Annotated in this window: 12 protein-coding genes; 5 read left to right on the top strand and 7 right to left on the bottom strand. The window is 43.4% G+C overall.

Annotation, left to right across the window (positions count from 1 at the left end):
• The first annotated feature begins 118 nt into the window (after positions 1-118).
• The 3 genes from dxs to mtnA all read left to right on the top strand — a co-directional run bounded on the left by dxs (position 119) and on the right by mtnA (position 6,703).
• Entirely contained in the window at positions 119-2,026 is a 1,908-nt protein-coding gene (gene dxs / locus VF06_RS17230; RefSeq protein ID WP_099068520.1) for a 1-deoxy-D-xylulose-5-phosphate synthase, read from the top strand.
• Between the two features lie 626 nt (positions 2,027-2,652).
• A complete protein-coding gene (locus VF06_RS17225; RefSeq protein WP_099068521.1) occupies positions 2,653-5,136 on the top strand; it encodes a calcium-binding protein in 2,484 nt (827 codons plus the stop codon).
• A gap of 505 nt (positions 5,137-5,641) precedes the next feature.
• Positions 5,642-6,703, top strand: a complete 1,062-nt coding sequence (mtnA, locus tag VF06_RS17220) for an S-methyl-5-thioribose-1-phosphate isomerase (protein WP_099068522.1) — start codon at positions 5,642-5,644, stop codon at positions 6,701-6,703.
• Between the two features lie 221 nt (positions 6,704-6,924).
• Here the strand turns inward: mtnA and VF06_RS40890 are convergent, their stop codons facing one another.
• Positions 6,925-7,062, bottom strand: a complete 138-nt coding sequence (locus VF06_RS40890; protein ID WP_180267477.1) for a hypothetical protein — start codon at positions 7,060-7,062, stop codon at positions 6,925-6,927.
• Between the two features lie 166 nt (positions 7,063-7,228).
• Here VF06_RS40890 and VF06_RS17215 point away from each other — a divergent pair, with 166 nt between their 5' ends.
• Positions 7,229-9,331: a M3 family metallopeptidase gene (locus VF06_RS17215; protein ID WP_099073520.1), complete on the top strand. Its 2,103-nt coding sequence runs from the start codon at positions 7,229-7,231 to the stop codon at positions 9,329-9,331.
• 178 nt (positions 9,332-9,509) lie between these two features.
• On the opposite strand, the gene opcA is transcribed toward VF06_RS17215, so the two are convergent.
• The 5 genes from opcA to VF06_RS40885 form a co-directional block, all read right to left on the bottom strand.
• Positions 9,510-10,874: a glucose-6-phosphate dehydrogenase assembly protein OpcA gene (gene opcA / locus VF06_RS17210; protein WP_099068524.1), complete on the bottom strand. Its 1,365-nt coding sequence runs from the start codon at positions 10,872-10,874 to the stop codon at positions 9,510-9,512.
• Positions 10,875-11,144: 270 nt separating this feature from the next.
• Positions 11,145-12,674, bottom strand: coding sequence for a glucose-6-phosphate dehydrogenase (gene zwf / locus VF06_RS17205; protein WP_099068525.1), 1,530 nt, complete (start codon positions 12,672-12,674; stop codon positions 11,145-11,147).
• Positions 12,675-12,799: 125 nt separating this feature from the next.
• The gene (tal, locus tag VF06_RS17200; protein WP_099068526.1) at positions 12,800-13,966 is read right to left on the bottom strand and encodes a transaldolase; all 1,167 of its coding nucleotides are present in this window, start codon (positions 13,964-13,966) and stop codon (positions 12,800-12,802) included.
• Between the two features lie 289 nt (positions 13,967-14,255).
• Positions 14,256-15,305 (bottom strand): class 1 fructose-bisphosphatase, encoded by a 1,050-nt coding sequence (gene fbp, locus VF06_RS17195; protein ID WP_099068527.1) that lies wholly within the window; start codon positions 15,303-15,305, stop codon positions 14,256-14,258.
• Between the two features lie 66 nt (positions 15,306-15,371).
• Positions 15,372-15,512, bottom strand: a complete 141-nt coding sequence (locus VF06_RS40885; RefSeq protein WP_180269798.1) for a hypothetical protein — start codon at positions 15,510-15,512, stop codon at positions 15,372-15,374.
• 116 nt (positions 15,513-15,628) lie between these two features.
• Here VF06_RS40885 and VF06_RS40880 point away from each other — a divergent pair, with 116 nt between their 5' ends.
• Positions 15,629-15,778: a hypothetical protein gene (locus VF06_RS40880; protein WP_180267401.1), complete on the top strand. Its 150-nt coding sequence runs from the start codon at positions 15,629-15,631 to the stop codon at positions 15,776-15,778.
• A 13-nt stretch (positions 15,779-15,791) separates the two neighbouring features.
• On the opposite strand, the gene VF06_RS17190 is transcribed toward VF06_RS40880, so the two are convergent.
• Entirely contained in the window at positions 15,792-17,072 is a 1,281-nt protein-coding gene (locus VF06_RS17190; protein WP_099069909.1) for a M16 family metallopeptidase, read from the bottom strand.
• Positions 17,073-17,145 lie beyond the last annotated feature (73 nt).

Here is a 17,145-nt window from a genome sequence, read left to right as displayed (position 1 = left end):
CGAAGTTATACTTTCCGCTACAACTTAGTAACAATCTAACAGTCTAATTATGTAGATAACCCGACCGTGGGAAAATCAATATACCGAAACCAGAAATTAGAGAGGAAAACCCTGTAATATGCATCTGAGCGAAATTACCCATCCCAATCAGTTGCACGGTTTATCCGTTCGACAACTGCAACAAATCGCCCGTCAAATTCGAGATAAGCATCTTCAAACCGTAGCAGTTAACGGTGGACATTTGGGGCCAGGGTTGGGTGTCGTAGAATTAACACTAGGGCTTTATCAAACACTGGACTTAGATCGGGATAAAGTCATTTGGGATGTAGGACATCAAGCCTATCCTCACAAACTACTTACAGGACGTTACGATCGCTTCCATACCCTCAGACAAAAGGATGGAGTAGCAGGTTATCTCAAACGCTGCGAAAACAAATTCGATCACTTTGGCGCGGGACATGCTTCCACCAGCATCTCAGCAGCATTGGGCATGGCTTTAGCACGAGATTTAAAAGGGGAAAAATTTAAAGCCGTGGCTGTCATTGGCGATGGCGCACTCACAGGAGGTATGGCTTTAGAAGCCATTAACCATGCTGGACACTTGCCCAAAACTAATTTGTTAGTTGTTCTCAACGACAACGAAATGTCCATATCTCCTAATGTGGGTGCTATTCCTCGCTATCTCAACAAAATGCGCCTGAGTCCACCGGTGCAATTCATCAAAGATAACTTTGAGGAACAATTTAAACAAATTCCCTTCGTTGGTGAATCTCTGTCTCCCGAACTCGGACGCATCAAAGAAGGTATGAAACGGTTGGCTGTTCCTAAGGTAGGTGCAGTGTTTGAAGAACTGGGTTTTACCTACATCGGCCCAGTTGATGGACATAATATAGAAGAATTAATTGCCACTTTCCAACAAGCGCATCAAATACCAGGCCCAGTTTTAGTACACGTGGCAACAGTCAAGGGCAAAGGCTATGAAATCGCAGAACAAGACCAAGTAGGTTACCACGCCCAAAGTCCCTTCAATATAACAACTGGTAAAGCTATTCCCTCTAGCAAACCCAAACCACCGGCTTATGCTAAAGTTTTTGCTCACACTTTAGTGAAACTTGCCGAACAAAATCCCAAAATCATCGGTATTACTGCGGCGATGGCAACGGGAACAGGTTTGGACAAACTACAAGCAAAACTACCCAATCAATATATAGATGTCGGCATTGCCGAACAACACGCCGTCACCTTAGCAGCCGGTCTAGCCGCAGAAGGAATGCGCCCCATAGCCGCCATTTATTCTACCTTCTTGCAACGTGCCTACGACCAAATTATTCACGATGTCTGCATTCAAAACTTACCAGTGTTCTTCTGCTTAGATAGGGCCGGAATTGTTGGTGCTGACGGCCCCACCCACCAAGGTATGTATGACATTGCTTATCTGCGTTGCATCCCTAACATGGTACTGATGGCACCCAAAGATGAAGCAGAACTGCAACGGATGATGGTAACTGGTGTTAACCATACTAGCGGCCCCATCGCTATGCGTTATCCACGTGGCAATGGCTACGGCGTGCCACTGATGGAAGAAGGCTGGGAACCTTTAGAAATCGGCAAAGGTGAAATTCTGCGTACAGGGGATGACGTGTTAATTGTCAGCTATGGCACAATGGTTAATCCGGGAATGCAAGCTGCGGAAATCTTGAGCGAACATGGCATCGAAGCAACTGTAATTAATGCCCGTTTTGCCAAGCCTTTAGATACCGAGTTGATTTTGCCTTTAGCTAAGAAAATCGGACGAGTTGTCACCTTAGAGGAAGGCTGCGTCATGGGTGGCTTTGGTAGTGCGATCGCCGAAGCTTTATTAGATGCAGATATTCTGGTTCCTGTCAAGCGATTTGGTGTACCAGATATATTAGTAGACCATGCCGAACCCAATGAATCGAAAACAGAATTGGGTTTGACTAGCCATCAAATAGCAGAGAGAGTTTTAGAAGCTTTCTTTAAAAAACAAGTCTCTGCCGTTGTTTAGCTAATTCTTTGTAGAAATAAATCGCCCACGCTTGTGATTCAGGTGTGGGCGATATTTTATCAAACAGAATTCAGGAGTCAGTGGTCAAAATTCAGTTGGGTATTCTGTATGGCTTAGTTTAGAGCGAGTCCGCGTTTGCGTAGCGTCTCATAGAGAGCGTCTTTATTCTGACTCCTGAATTCTGAATTCTTCTTCAACAAAACGTAAAGTTTCATATAAAAAATATGATGTTTTATTAAAGTTTAGTCAATTACCGAAAATCATACGTATTAAATAATTACTTAAATACACTCTTATTGCTTAATTACATGTATACTTAATGTAGTTAATTAGTTTCATTCTTATAGTATCAATTCAGTACCAAGCGATCGCTCTATTTTTTATGGGTTTAACTACCTATAGCAGTAGTCAGTAACGTTAGCACATCAACTGATTGTTAAACATGGGCTTCAAAAAATTTTGATGCCTGTTGCTTGTTGGCTATTTGCTGCTATAAATTAAACCCCGTGTTTTGTCGTGGATTTTTTTCAAAATCAATCTTGATTTTGATATTGAATCTATAAGAATTTTTGTCTAAATTTCAAAATCTCTGCACTATCTTAAAACCAAAAAAGGCTCTTAAAACTATGGCTATTCAAGGAACAAACAACAACGATAATCTAGTCGGCACTTCTGGAAATGATACCATTCAAGGCTTAAACGGTAATGATAGCCTTTCTGGGCTAGGTGGAAACGATCAATTATTAGGTGGTGCTGGAAGTGATACCTTATCTGGCGGTGCAGGAAACGACCAATTTGTATTTGAGTACTTTGAAGGTTCAACTGTAGCCAAAGAACAAGATATCGTCACTGATTTTCAGAAGGGACAAGACAAAATAGATGTTAGAACTCTAAATATCAATGACTTCAATAATCTGTTACTGCTGACAAGTGATGATACCGATGGTAACGCCATCATTAGCGTCAGATATCGAGTATTAAATGGCGATTATTATTATCGGCTGAAACTCAATGGCATTAGCAAAAGCCAATTACAAGCAAGCGATTTTATTTTCAACACTTCAGTTGCCAATGACAACATCACAGGAACTACTTCCAATGATGATTTGTTTGGTGGTTTAGGTAACGATACCCTACAAGGTGGTAACGGTAACGACCGTTTATTTGGCGAACAGGGAGATGACAGATTATTAGGYGGYGCTGGCAATGATACCTTGTATGGTGGTGCAGGAAACGACCAATTTGTATTTGAGTACTTTGAAGGTTCAACTGTAGCCAAAGAACAAGATATCGTCACTGATTTTCAGAAGGGACAAGACAAAATAGATGTTAGAACTCTAAATATCAATGACTTCAATAATCTGTTACTGCTGACAAGTGATGATACCGATGGTAACGCCATCATTAGCGTCAGATATCGAGTATTAAATGGCGATTATTATTACCGGCTGAAAATCAATGGCATTAGCAAAAGCCAATTACAAGCAAGCGATTTTATTTTCAACACTTCAGTTGCCAATGACAACATCACAGGAACTACTTCCAATGATGATTTGTTTGGTGGTTTAGGTAACGATACCCTACAAGGTGGTAACGGTAACGACCGTTTATTTGGCGAACAGGGAGATGACAGATTATTAGGTGGTGCTGGCAATGATACCTTGTATGGTGGTGCAGGRAACGACCAATTTGTATTTGAGTACTTTGAAGGTTCAACTGTAGCCAAAGAACAAGATATCGTCACTGATTTTCAGAAGGGACAAGACAAAATAGATGTTAGAACTCTAAATATCAATGACTTCAATAATCTGTTACTGCTGACAAGTGATGATACCGATGGTAACGCCATCATTAGCGTCAGATATCGAGTATTAAATGGCGATTATTATTATCGGCTGAAAATCAATGGCATTAGCAAAAGCCAATTACAAGCAAGCGATTTTATTTTCAACACTTCAGTTGCCAATGACAACATCACAGGAACTACTTCCAATGATGATTTGTTTGGTGGTTTAGGTAACGATACCCTACAAGGTGGTAACGGTAACGACCGTTTATTTGGCGAACAGGGAGATGACAGATTATTAGGTGATGCTGGAAATGATACCTTGTATGGTGGTGCAGGAAACGATACTTACTCTTTTGTAGCGAATACAGCCTTGGGAACAGACACAATCATAGAAACCACAACAGGGGGTACTGACACTATTAACTTTAGCGGTACTACAGTTGCCGTCAACGTAAATTTAGGTGTTACCACCTCGCAAACAGTCAATAGTAATCTCAACCTGATTCTCTCTGCCAACAACGTTATCGAAAATGTAACGGGTGGTACAGGTAATGACACTCTCACTGGTAATACACTGGATAACACTGTCATTGGTGGTGGCGGAAACGACCGACTCCAAGGTTTAACTGGAAACGATACTTACTCTTTTGTAGCGAATACAGCCTTGGGAACGGACACAATCATAGAAACCACAACAGGCGGTACTGACACTATTAACTTTAGCGGTACTACAGCTGCCGTCAACGTAAATTTAGGTGTTACCACATCGCAAACAGTCAACAGCAATCTCAACCTGATTCTCTCTGCCAATAATGTTATCGAAAACGCAACGGGTGGCGCAGGTAATGATATTCTCATCGGTAATACACTAAATAACACTCTGATTGGTGGTGATGGAAATGACCAACTGCAAGGCTTAGGAGGCAATGACACTTTGTTGGGAGGTAATGGAAATGATACTCTTACTGGTGGAATTGGTAGTGATAAATATCTGTTCCAAAGTAATAGTGTATTTAACACCAGCTTAGGTATTGATACCATCACTGACTTTGAAGTCGGACAAGACCAGATTGTATTGAGTAAAACAACCTTCAATGCTATTACAAATACTGCGGGACAAGCTTTAACTGACTTTGCAGTTGTCGCTAATAATCAATTAGTCAACGCTAGTAATGCGCGTATTGTCTTTAGCCAAGGTAGTGGCAGTTTATTCTATAACCAAGATGGAAATCTTTTAGGCACAGGAACAGTATTTGAATTTGCCCGTTTCAGCAATGCTAATATTACTTTGAGTGGTAGCAATTTCAGCTTGATTGCTTAGTAGTAGTTAGCCTGATTTTCAATTTCCCATCATTAGGGACTTCCCAAGAAAAATATCCAATTATTTATTGCAGGATAATCATCTCGTTCTCCCTGTGAATTTGGGGTTACACAAGTTCATCCTACAAAATTCGATTTCTTGGAAGTCCCTGAAAAAACGATTGATATAGCAATTCTATTTGAGTTGTGAAAAATTTCATTAGTGGTCGTTGACTGTTGACTGTTAACAGTTGACAGTCAACAGTCAACAGCAGCAAGATTTCACAAATGATTTAGGACTGCTATAGAGTTTTTTAGGTAAATGAGGTTAATGGGTAGGGGCGTAGGCTTTGCCTTACCGTAGGGTACAGCCGTTAGCCCTTACAAATGAAATTTTGCTAAAATTTAAAGCAAGTTTATTAATTAAAATAAAGCTGTAATTGTTCAACAGAAAACTGCTTTGATTTCAATCTGTAAAAAGTTATTATTCTCTCAACAAAGTTAAAAGGTATTATAATACTTTTTTTATGACACGTTCTACAAACCAGGTTTATCCAGTCATTTGGCACAACAACTCAGTGTCACTAATTGACCAAACCCGCCTACCCAACGAATATACATTTGTAGAAATTCACCGCAGTGAAGACATGGCGCAGGCGATTAAAACGATGATTGTGCGGGGTGCGCCTGCAATTGGTGTGGCTGCGGCTTATGGAATGTATCTTGGGGCGCGGGAAATTGAGACGAGCGATCGCCAGGAATTTCTGCAACACTTAGATAAAGTAGCCGAGTTGTTGCGTTCTACTCGTCCCACAGCAGTAAATTTATTTTGGGCAATTAGTCGGATGCTCAAAACTGCCTACGAAACCTTGGGAACAGTAGAAGAAATCAAACAAATTCTCCTGCAAACTGCCGAAGCAATCAACACAGAAGATTTGCAAACCTGTCAAGCCATCGGTGACAATGGTTTAGCTGTTTTACCTGCTACCCCAGAAAAGCTGACATTACTTACCCACTGTAACGCCGGTGCATTAGCCACAGCGGGTTATGGTACAGCCTTGGGTGTTGTGCGTTCGGCTTGGAGAAAAGGACGTTTAGGGCGTTTATTTGCCGACGAAACCCGTCCCCGTTTGCAAGGTGCAAAACTCACCACTTGGGAATGCGTCCAAGAAGGAATTCCCGTGACATTAATTACCGATAACATGGCAGCCCATTGCATGAAACAGGGTTTGATTCATGCAGTGGTTGTGGGTGCCGATCGCATTGCTGCTAATGGTGACACTGCGAATAAAATTGGTACATATAGTGTAGCGATCGCGGCTAAAGCACATAATATACCCTTCTTCGTTGCTGCACCCCTTTCCACCGTTGATTTTGCACTAGCCGATGGCAGCAAAATTCCCATTGAAGAACGCGATCCCACAGAAATCTATCAAGTAGGCGACACAATGCTGACACCTCGTGGTGTAGATTTTTACAACCCAGCATTCGATGTCACCCCAGCCGAATTGATTACAGCCATCATTACAGAAAATGGAGCGATCGCACCCAGTGAATTGGCAAAATCACAGGTAAAACAGTTAGTTTAAGGGACTTTCGAGTCAACAAATATTTCAGAGAAGACTGTTGACCCTTCGACTTCGCTCAGGGTCAAGGCTGAGCGGAGTCGAAGCCTTGACGGTTGACGGTTGACGGTTGATGGTTAACAGTCAGGACTTATGCAGTGAAATTATTTTGTTGAGGTCAGGAATAGGGCATAGGGAATTTTTTATTACCCAATGTCGGGTGAACGAAATTTTGTGTGGGATTTCTAGCTAAGTATCCAAAAAATTACCCTCCACACTCCCCACACTTCCCACACCTCCCACACTCCCCACACCTTTTTTCGCTCACCCCCCAATGCCCAGCCTAAACCCTTAATTTCTCGCTCGCCATACAAAAGTCCCATGTACGATAAATTCCTCAGTCAACAGTCAACAGTCAACACTCCCACACCTCCGTGCCAAAATGGCGAGACTAATTAGCACAGCGATCGCTACATTAGAAGATATATAAATAAATATATAAATAGAAATCATTGTTGATTTTTATTCATCCGCAGTTCAAAGAAAAACATGAGTGCAAGTACCATTCTTTTTGATAATCCTTTACTCCAAGGCACTGGCTTACCTCCATTTGCAGAGATTAAACCAGAACGAGTAGTACCAGCCTTTAAGCAATTGCTGGCAGAACTTGATGACCAGCTTGCGGCTTTAGAAGCCAATGTAGAGCCTACTTGGGAAGGTTTAGTAAAACCCCTAGAAAAGCTGACTGAACGCCTTACTTGGAGTTGGGGGATAGTAAATCATTTAATGGGTGTCAAAAACAGCCCTGAACTGCGGGAAGCTCATCAAACCATACAGCCACAGGTAATACAATTTATCAACAAGCTTGGTCAAAGCCAACCCATCTACAATGCATTTAAAGTACTCCGTGCTAGTGAGAGTTGGGAAACTTTAGAACCAGCCCAACAGCGCATTGTAGAAGCCGCCATCCGAGATGCAGAACTTTCTGGTGTTGGCCTAGAAGGAGAAGCCAGAGACCGTTTCAATGTCATTCAGATGGAATTAGCAGAACTTTCAACAAAATTCTCTAACCATGTACTGGATGCTACGAAAAGTTTTAGCTTAACCTTGACAACAAAAGCCGAAATTGACGGTTTACCTCCAAGCTTAGTAAGCTTAACAGCCCAAGCTGCTCGTGAGGCTGGTGAAATTAACGCTACACCAGAAAATGGCCCTTGGCGTATTACTTTGGACTTCCCCAGCTACGGCCCTTTCATGCAGCACAGCACCCGCCGAGATTTACGCGAAAAGCTTTACAAAGCTTATGTCACCCGCGCTTCCAGTGGCGATTTAGATAATAACCCTTTAATAGAGCGGATTTTGGAGTTACGGCAAGAACTCGCAGATTTACTCGGTTTTGGAAGTTATGCCGAATTGAGTCTTGCAAGTAAAATGGCTCCCAATGTTCAAGCAGTGGAAGCATTATTAGAAGAACTACGTCAAGCTAGTTACGATGCTGCTGTCAAAGACTTAGAAGAACTCCAGGCTTTTGCTGCATCACATGGAAAAGAATATCAAGATTTACAGCACTGGGATATTACCTTTTGGGCAGAACGCCAACGAGAGACAAAATTTGCCTTTACAGCTGAAGAATTACGTCCTTACTTTCCCCTTCCCCAAGTGCTGGATGGCTTGTTTGGACTGGTCAAACGTTTGTTTGGCGTCACTGTCACCCCTGCCGACGGTCAAGCCCCAGTATGGCATGAAGATGTTCGTTATTTCCAGATTGCCGATGAAACTGGTTCTCCCATAGCTTACTTTTACTTAGACCCCTATAGCCGTCCCGCAGAAAAACGTGGTGGTGCTTGGATGGATGTGTGCATCAACCGTGCCAAAATCACAGAAAACGATGTAACTAGCATCCGCTTACCTGTAAGTTACTTGATATGTAACCAAACTCCGCCAGTTGATGGTAAACCTAGTTTAATGACCTTCTATGAAGTAGAGACTTTGTTTCATGAATTTGGTCATGGATTACACCACATGCTCACCAAGGTTGATTATGCAGGAGCCGCAGGCATTAACAATGTGGAATGGGATGCAGTGGAACTACCTAGCCAGTTTATGGAAAACTGGTGCTATGAGCGACTGACTTTATTCGGTATGGCGAAGCATTACGAAACAGGAGAAGCTCTACCAGAACATTATTATCAAAAACTGCTGGCGGCGCGTAATTATATGAGTGGTACTGCTATGCTACGGCAGCTTCACTTTAGCAGCGTTGATTTAGAACTACACCACCGCTATCGTTCTAGTGGTGATGAAACACCCGCAGATGTACGCCATCGCATAGCTAAGACTACTACCGTTTTACCACCACTACCAGAGGATTCAATGTTATGTGCTTTTGGGCACATATTTGAGGGTGGTTACGCAGCCGGTTACTACAGTTACAAGTGGGCTGAAGTACTGAGTGCTGATGCCTTTGCCGCTTTTGAAGAAGCAGGGCTAGAAAATGAAGAAGCTATAAAAGCGACAGGACGCCGCTATCGAGATACCGTATTAGCACTTGGTGGTGGAAAACATCCTATGCAAGTGTTTAAAACTTTTCGCGGTCGCGAACCAAGTACCATCGCTCTCTTGAGGCACAATGGTTTAGTTAGCGCTAAGTAAGGCTTGCTGAAAAAGTCTTTTCATAAAGATAGGAAATAGGGAACAGTTTTATCCCTATTTTCTCTACTTTATTGCAAGGTCTTTAAACCCAACAGAAAACTGTTGACCGTTGAAGCTTCACAGTCAACAGTCAACAGTCAACAAACTGAAGCCGAATAATTTATTTTTTCGAGTTCCCTCAATTATTCAGCTTAAAAGTTTTCGCGATCGCTCCTAGACTTTCTTCAAAAAGTGACTCACGACCCCAGCGTTGCACCTGTTGGCTCAGCAATGCTTCGGCCTTTTGTTCTGAAAGGGAACTGACTTGTTGAAACAGACCAGCAGCTTGGGCACCACCGTGTGTTTCCATCCGCATACAACCACCGGTTTCTGAGCAGATTACTGTACCACAATCTGCCTGGGTATTTGTGGAACTCAAGCGGATAGCAGTCAAGTCACCAATAATGTCACCCACATCAGCAACTGGAACTCCGGCTAACTCGGCTTCTACTTGTCGCTGGTCTTTGGCAAGGAAACGAATACGAGTGATGTCGTAATCTCCGCTTTCCTTTTGATAAGAAACAGGCAGCCATTCTAGCCGACTTGCCAGCCAGCCCAAAAATAGTAGTGCTTGTGCGGGGTTGCCTTTTTCGTAATCAATTGTTACTCTATCAATTTCTTTGAGAGCAGCACGACGGTGGGGTGGGTCGTAAGCTTCAGCCGTTAATTCCTGCCATGCTGACAGGCGACGCCAGTTCAAGTCCGCTAAAGGAACGCCAGTTTCCACCAATTCTTGGAGGCGGAGTAAGTCACTTTCTGGCTCATTAAAGCGGCAAGAATCCACAATTACGTTATTGCAAACTGCTGCCAGCCGCTTGAATAAAGTGTTGTTTGGGTCTGGTGTTGCCTTCCACCAAAGGAATTTAGGCAAGCCACCAATCAACAATGCTGGAATCATCCCCCCTACGCGTTCCAAAGCAGCAGCAGTGCCACTCAGAGTGATGTATTCGCAACAAATCAGTGTACTGGAGGATTGCTTTTGGATGGGGCAATAAGCAGAAACTTGAGCCTTGACCCCTTCATCTTCTCCAGTAATGGGGAATAAAGCAATAATCCGGCAGGGATTACGGAGAGCGATTTCATCAGCAATCCTGGGGCTTGGGGCATTTAAGTTATAGGAAGAATTATTATCTCCATTAGCGTCATTTCCCTGACGTTTGGTGAATTCTTCTCGCAATATAGCCAAGGTTTCAGGTGTTGCGGTTCCAGTTTCTGGCAGTGAATATTTTATTTGTACTTGTCGCAGGGCAGCTTCCATCTGAGGCCCTAAAATTCCATCCAGTGGCCCGTTATAAAAACCCAAGGTAGCTAAAAGATACTGAGTTTCTTCTGGTTCGTAAACCACTAAAGTAAATGTTGTAGCACGAGTAGCAGCAGGAAGTCCGCCATCTTCGCCAGTAATGCCGTAACTTTGCCAGATTTGATTTAGTTCCGCTTCTATTTCTGTGAGTGAAATATCCTTCGGAGCTTGGAGTGAAAAAATAGTAGGAGCTTGGGGAGCCATAGTCAATTTTGGATTTTGGATAAGTTAGGGATTAGGGATTAGGGGTTAGGGGTTAGGGGTTATGAGTTAGGAGTTATGAGTTATGAGTTATGAGTTGTTAGCTATGAGTTATGAGTTATGAGTTATCGGTTTTGAGTTAATAATTGTTAGCTTGTAACTTCTAACTTTTGGAAAGACTTGATTAATCGCGTCTCTACTCCAAACTTTAAACTCTAAACTCCAAACTCCAAACTCCTAACTCTAAACTCCAAACTCCAAACTCCAAACTATTTACAGTCTGCGCCAGCGACGGCCATCCTGGTTAATTAGGAATTCGGCTTCGGCTGGTTCCCAAGTACCGGCTTCGTACTGGGGAATGGAGTTTGGGTCTGCGGGTGCATCCCAAACTGAAAGGGCTGGGGTTACTACTTGCCAAGCTGCTTCTACTTCGTCGGCGCGGGTGAATAATGTTTGATCCCCCATCATACAATCGAGGAAAAGGCGATCGTAGGCATCGGAAGTTGCTTGGATACCAAAGGAGCCGTAACTAAAATCCATATCCACAGAACGGGTGCGGAATTCTGCTCCTGGCATTTTCACGTCAAAGCGCAGGGAAATTCCTTCGTTGGGCTGAATCCGCATTGCCAAAATATTGGCGTTTCTTTGTTGCGCGGCGGATTGAAACATCCGAGAAGGAACGTCGCGGAAGTGGATGGAAATCTCACTGACTTTTTTCGGCATCCGCTTGCCAGTCCGCAGATAGAAGGGAACACCTTGCCAGCGCCAGTTATCAACTAAAAACTTCATGGCCACATAGGTGGGTGTTGTGGATTTAGGATCGACACCTGGTTCTTCTCGATACCCCGGTACTGGTTGACCTTTCATCCAGCCAGCACTATATTGACCGCGCACTGCGGAACGCGAGAGATTGTGGACATCAGCTAAACGGGTAGCTTGCAATGCCTTAACTTTTTCAGTACGGATACTGTCGGCATCCATTGAGTTTGGTGCTTCCATTGCTGTCAAGCAGTAAAGTTGCATTAAGTGGTTTTGCAACATATCCCGGAGTGCGCCGGCGCTTTCATAGTAGCCAGCACGGTCTTCCACACCCACGGTTTCTGCCACAGTAATTTGCACGTGGTCAACAAATTGACGATTCCACAAGGGTTCAAAAATCGCATTGGCAAAGCGAAATACCAGCAAGTTTTGGACTGTTTCTTTACCCAAGTAGTGGTCGATGCGATAGACTTGATTTTCTTTACAAAATTTCTGTACCACTTGGTTGAGACTCTGGGCGGAAGCCAAGTCACGACCAAAGGGTTTTTCAATTACCAGACGATGTTTGTAGGCATCTTCTAGCATTCCAGCAGTTCCTAACTGCCTAATTGCTTCGGGAAAGAATGCCGGGGCTACGGAGAGGTAAAACATCCGATTGCCTCGCGTGCCCCGTTTTTCGTCTAATTCAGTTAATAGATTTTTCAGTTTTTGATAGCTTTCGGGCTTGTCGATATCCCCAGGACAGTAGAACAGACCTTGAGAAAAGTCTTGCCAGAGTTCTCCCAAATCCACATCGGGGTGTGCCTCTTCCATGCCCTTTTGCATCTGTTCGCGGAAGTATTCGTGGCTCCACTCTCGACGAGCTACACCAACGATGGTAATTTCAGGTGGAATGCGGCGTTCCCGCCGCAATTTGAAAAGTGCTGGTACTAGTTTGCGCCAGGTAAGGTCACCGGAAGCGCCAAAGATAACTATAATTTGGGGTTCGGGCATCCCTTGTTGTTGCAGACCAACGCGCAAGGGGTTTTCTAGCAGACTAACCATAGAAGTTTTGGATTTTAGATTGGGTACTAGGATTGGGGAAAGGGAAAGGGGGAAAGGGGAAGGGGGAAAGGGGAAGAACTATACCTTTACCCTTTACCCTTTAACCTTTTCCCCTCTTCTGTTCCCTACACTGGTGACAATACCTTGATCTTTTCTTCTAAAGAGTTCATCAAGGACTGGAACGGCTGGATGAACTTGTCAATACCTTCAGTTAAAAGTTCATCCATGACGGTATCGAGATTGATGTTGATGTCGGGATCTTTGAGGTTTTCGATCAGCTTGTATGCTTCATCTACATCTGTTTCTATAGGATGCCTGCCGTCGGCTTCGCCAACGCCTACGTTGCAATGATCGGCACAAGCTTTGATGGTGGTTGGTGGTAGGGTGTTTACGGTATCTTTACCAATCAACTCATCGACATACATCACATCGCTGTAATTGGGGTTTTTAGTGCTGGTGCTAGCCCACAGTAGCCGCTGTACTTTGGCTCCTTTTGCTGCTAAAGCTTGCCAACGCTCGCTTTCGATGATTTTCTTGTATTCTTGGTAGGCAATCTTGGCGTTGGCGATCGCTACTTTTCCTTGAACAGCTCTGAGCTTGGCTTCGAGGTTAATATCATCAACACCTTTTTTCAACTTAGCATCTATTTTGGCGTCGATGTTGTTATCAATCCGGCTGAGGAAGAAACTGGCCACTGAAGCTATTTTGCTGATGTCTTTACCTTCCTGTAGCCGTTTTTCTAAACCCCGAATATATGCCCAAGCTGTGTTGACGTAACTTTCTACAGAAAACAGCAATGTGATATTAACATTGATGCCTTCAGAAATAGCTTGTTCCACTGCTGGCAAACCAGCTTCAGTACCGGGAATTTTAATCATTAAATTTTCCCGCCCAATTTCTTGGAAATAGCGTCTGGCTTCGGCTATTGTTGCTTGGGTATCGTGGGCAATGGTAGGCGGTACTTCAATACTCACATAACCATCTAGGTAATTTGAGCTTTCATAAACTGGGCGTAAAATATCACAGGCACTACGAATATCTGCAAAAATCAGCGATTCGTAAATTTTGTATGTTGGTAGACCAGCTCGAACTCCGGCTTCTATGTCAGCATCATAAATGACGTTGCCTGCGATCGCTTTTTCAAAAATCGCTGGATTGGAAGTTATTCCAGCAATTCCTTGATTTTCAACCAAGTCTCGGAGTTCCCCTGATTGAATAATGTCACGGCTCAAATTATCCATCCAGATACTTTGACCGTATTGTTTAATTTCTAGTAGATGATTGGTTGCCATAACCTAGTTTTTCCCACTCCTGTATGATGTTTCCTAGTGAAGTTGGCATCCATCAATTTCTCAAACAGCTATCATTTCACATCTGTTAATTATTAGGTGTTGAATACTGTTGATTATTAACGGTGACTTCTGAATTGTGCCGTTGCCAATCACTTATCGCATCGACCAGCTGAAATAATCCTTAATTGATTTTTCAGAAGTGCTATTGTGCATCAACAATCCTAAATCACCATGATTAACCTTAAATTAATGAAATCTAAATGCATACTTGACGTTTTTTCATCCTCATTTAATGACCGTTTTGAATAAAAGACTCGACTTTAGCCACATCTTCTTTACTACCAATAATTAAAGGTGTGCGCTGATGCAATTTTTTTGGCACTACGTCTAAGATATCAACTAGTCCTGTAGTGGCACGACCGCCTGCTTGCTCGATCAAAAAGGCTAAAGGTGCGGTTTCATAAAGCAAACGCAATTTCCCTTCTGGTTTTTGAATGGTACCTGGGTAGAGAAATACACCACCTTGAACTAGAATTCTATGGATGTCGCTCACCATTGCTCCGCTATATCGAGCGGTATAGCCTTCTGTGCGGTGAACGTAGCGGATGTATTCCCGAATTGATTCTTCCCATTGCCAGAAGTTACCCTCATTAACGCTGTAAACAGCACCGTGGTTGGGAATGCGGATATTTTCTTCTGTGAGAATAAATTCGCCTAAACTGGGGTCAAGGACAAAGGAATGAACCCCCTTACCTATAGTATAAACTAGCATTGTGCTAGGGCCATAGAGGATGTATCCGGCGGCAATTTGCTTGCGTCCGTTGGCTAACAGGTCACTTGCTTCGCGATCGCTATCAGTTCCTTCTTGTTGGCGAATGGCGAAAATGGAACCTAAGCTGAGATTGATATCAGTGTTTGATGAACCGTCAATGGGGTCGTAAAGCAGAGTATAACGTCCAATGGGGCAATTTTCTGGGATATAGTAAGGTTTTTCCATTTCCTCAGAAGCTAGCCGACAAACTAAGCCGCTTTGCTTAAATACAGAGATAAAAACATCGTTGGCATAGACATCCATTTTTTTAACGGATTCACCTTGCACGTTCACTTCCCCAGTGAATCCCAAGACACCTTCCATTAAACCAGCCCGACTCATGCGCCGCGCAATCAGTTTACCAGCCAGGGCGATACGATTCATCAGCGCACTCAAATCTTGTGCATCTGCCGAAAAACTTTGAAGTTGCTGTAAAACGTGACGTGATAAAGTTGTACAATCACGATCTAAAGCTTTGTCTGTAGCGTCGTTGACAGACTTGTCTAAAGATTCTGGCGCTTGAGTCATTTTTGTGTTCTCCGTAGCCACTCGCTGTGAGTTGGGTTATTTGTCGCAACTTTCTGGTCGCTGTCTCTATCTTAGAAAGGTAATTTGAGAACTTAGATGCGCCTTTAGACAAACTAAAGAAATGCCCAAATTACCATCTTTGATTGCAACGCCAGTATCAGCAGCACCTAAAGTGATAACTGCGATCGCTACTTGTACACTATCCAACAATGCAGCTTTGTAAAGTGGCGAGTGGGGGGATGAGGGAGAGGGGGTAGACAAGGGAGACAAGGAGGTAGGGGAGATGGGGAGATGGGGAGAGGGGGAGAGGGGGAGATGGGGAGATGGGGAGAGGGGGGAGACAAGGGAGACAAGGAGAGAAGTCTGAGCGGAGGTTTCCGACCATCAGAACTTCGGAGAGAAAGATTGCTACCTTGTCTACCTTGTCTCCCTTGTCCTCTTCCCATACCCCATGCCCAATGCCCCATCCCTAAAAAATTCAAATACTTATGGCTTGAGAATAACTACACCATAAGCATCGAAAGAAAGATATTCTTTGGCTGCTTGCATTAACTCAATGGCATCTTGATTCTCAATTTTAGCTGGGTAGTTAAATGCAGGTTCCAAATCTCCCACCAATGATTGATAATAGCCATATAACCCGGCGCGATCGCTTGGTGTTTCGTTACCAAAGATAAATCTGTTGGCTACTCGTCGCCGCACGCGGGCAATTTCTGATTCTTTCACTAACTCTGTATGTAGACTCCGAATGTGTTGGGCGATGGCATTTTCTACTTCCGCTAAATTTTCCACTGCACATTTAGCTGAAATATAAAATGTACCTTGGAACTCATGGCTAATGTTGCTGGCTGAAATTGAAGAAACTAATTTTCGTTCTTCTTTTAAATCTTGCACCAGTCTTGATGTCCGCCCATGTCCCAATATTGCTGCTAAAACATCCAGTCCATAAGTTTGTTCCAGTTCAACCATTCCCGGAACTCGCCACAGCATTACTAATCTCGCTTGTTGCAGAGTTTCATCAATGAATTCGCGACGGACTATTTCTGTAAATGCTGATTCAGTAGGGAGTGGAAAGTAGGGAGTGGGGAGTGGTGAGTGGGGAGTTTTTAGAACTTGTGTAAATGATTCGCTAACAATTGCAATTAATTCTTCCACAGGCAAATTGCCCACAGCTACAGCGGTAATTGATTGGGGTTGATACCAAATAGCATGAAAATCCCGCATTTGCTGGGGTTTTAGTCCAGCAATGACTTCCTCTGGCCCCAAAACCGCACGCCGATAGGGTAACTTATCAAACGCTGTTTCCATTGCGCGTCGATAAGTGCGGCGGCGGGGATTATCTTGTGAACGTCTAATTTCTTCTAAAACTACTAATCGTTCCCGTTCAAAGGCATCATCGGGAATACTGGCATTAGTTACTACATCAATTTGTAATGGCGCAAGCTCAGCAAAATCTTTCGGAGCAGTGGTTATATAGTAATGAGTATAGTCTTGGCTAGTAGCAGCATTGGTGACAGCACCCCGTTCTTCAATTCGACGTTCAAATTCACCGCTAGCCAGTCGTTCTGTTCCTTTAAAAATCATATGCTCTAAAAAGTGAGCCATACCGTTAATGGCGTCAGATTCGGCAGATGAGCCAACTTTTATCCACAAGCTGAGGTTCACGGCTTCAACTGGCATCTGCTCGGCTACAATTGTCAAACCATTCGGTAATTTATGCAGGTTTGGAGCATTTAAACGAGGAAATTTGTCCAGGGTTGAGGTCATTGCTACTTACTTCAGTGGGGAAGCTACGTTACTCTTTTATCTTATCTACTACTAGTCTGTTCCATTGGTTCTG

This window comes from Nostoc linckia z4 (genome assembly GCF_002608075.1).
Classification (GTDB): Bacteria; Cyanobacteriota; Cyanobacteriia; order Cyanobacteriales; family Nostocaceae; genus Nostoc; species Nostoc linckia.
Note: the sequence above shows the minus strand (reverse complement) of the source record. Positions and strands in the feature narration are given on the sequence as shown.

Coding starts and splice junctions, on each gene's coding strand:
- dxs (WP_099068520.1), top strand. CDS start 119: ATGCATCTGAGCGAAATTACCCATCCCAATCAGTTGCACGGTTTATCC.
- mtnA (WP_099068522.1), top strand. CDS start 5,642: ATGACACGTTCTACAAACCAGGTTTATCCAGTCATTTGGCACAACAAC.
- VF06_RS40890 (WP_180267477.1), bottom strand. CDS start 7,062: ATGGGACTTTTGTATGGCGAGCGAGAAATTAAGGGTTTAGGCTGGGCA.
- VF06_RS17215 (WP_099073520.1), top strand. CDS start 7,229: ATGAGTGCAAGTACCATTCTTTTTGATAATCCTTTACTCCAAGGCACT.
- opcA (WP_099068524.1), bottom strand. CDS start 10,874: ATGGCTCCCCAAGCTCCTACTATTTTTTCACTCCAAGCTCCGAAGGAT.
- zwf (WP_099068525.1), bottom strand. CDS start 12,674: ATGGTTAGTCTGCTAGAAAACCCCTTGCGCGTTGGTCTGCAACAACAA.
- tal (WP_099068526.1), bottom strand. CDS start 13,966: ATGGCAACCAATCATCTACTAGAAATTAAACAATACGGTCAAAGTATC.
- fbp (WP_099068527.1), bottom strand. CDS start 15,305: ATGACTCAAGCGCCAGAATCTTTAGACAAGTCTGTCAACGACGCTACA.
- VF06_RS40880 (WP_180267401.1), top strand. CDS start 15,629: ATGGGGAGAGGGGGGAGACAAGGGAGACAAGGAGAGAAGTCTGAGCGG.
- VF06_RS17190 (WP_099069909.1), bottom strand. CDS start 17,072: ATGACCTCAACCCTGGACAAATTTCCTCGTTTAAATGCTCCAAACCTG.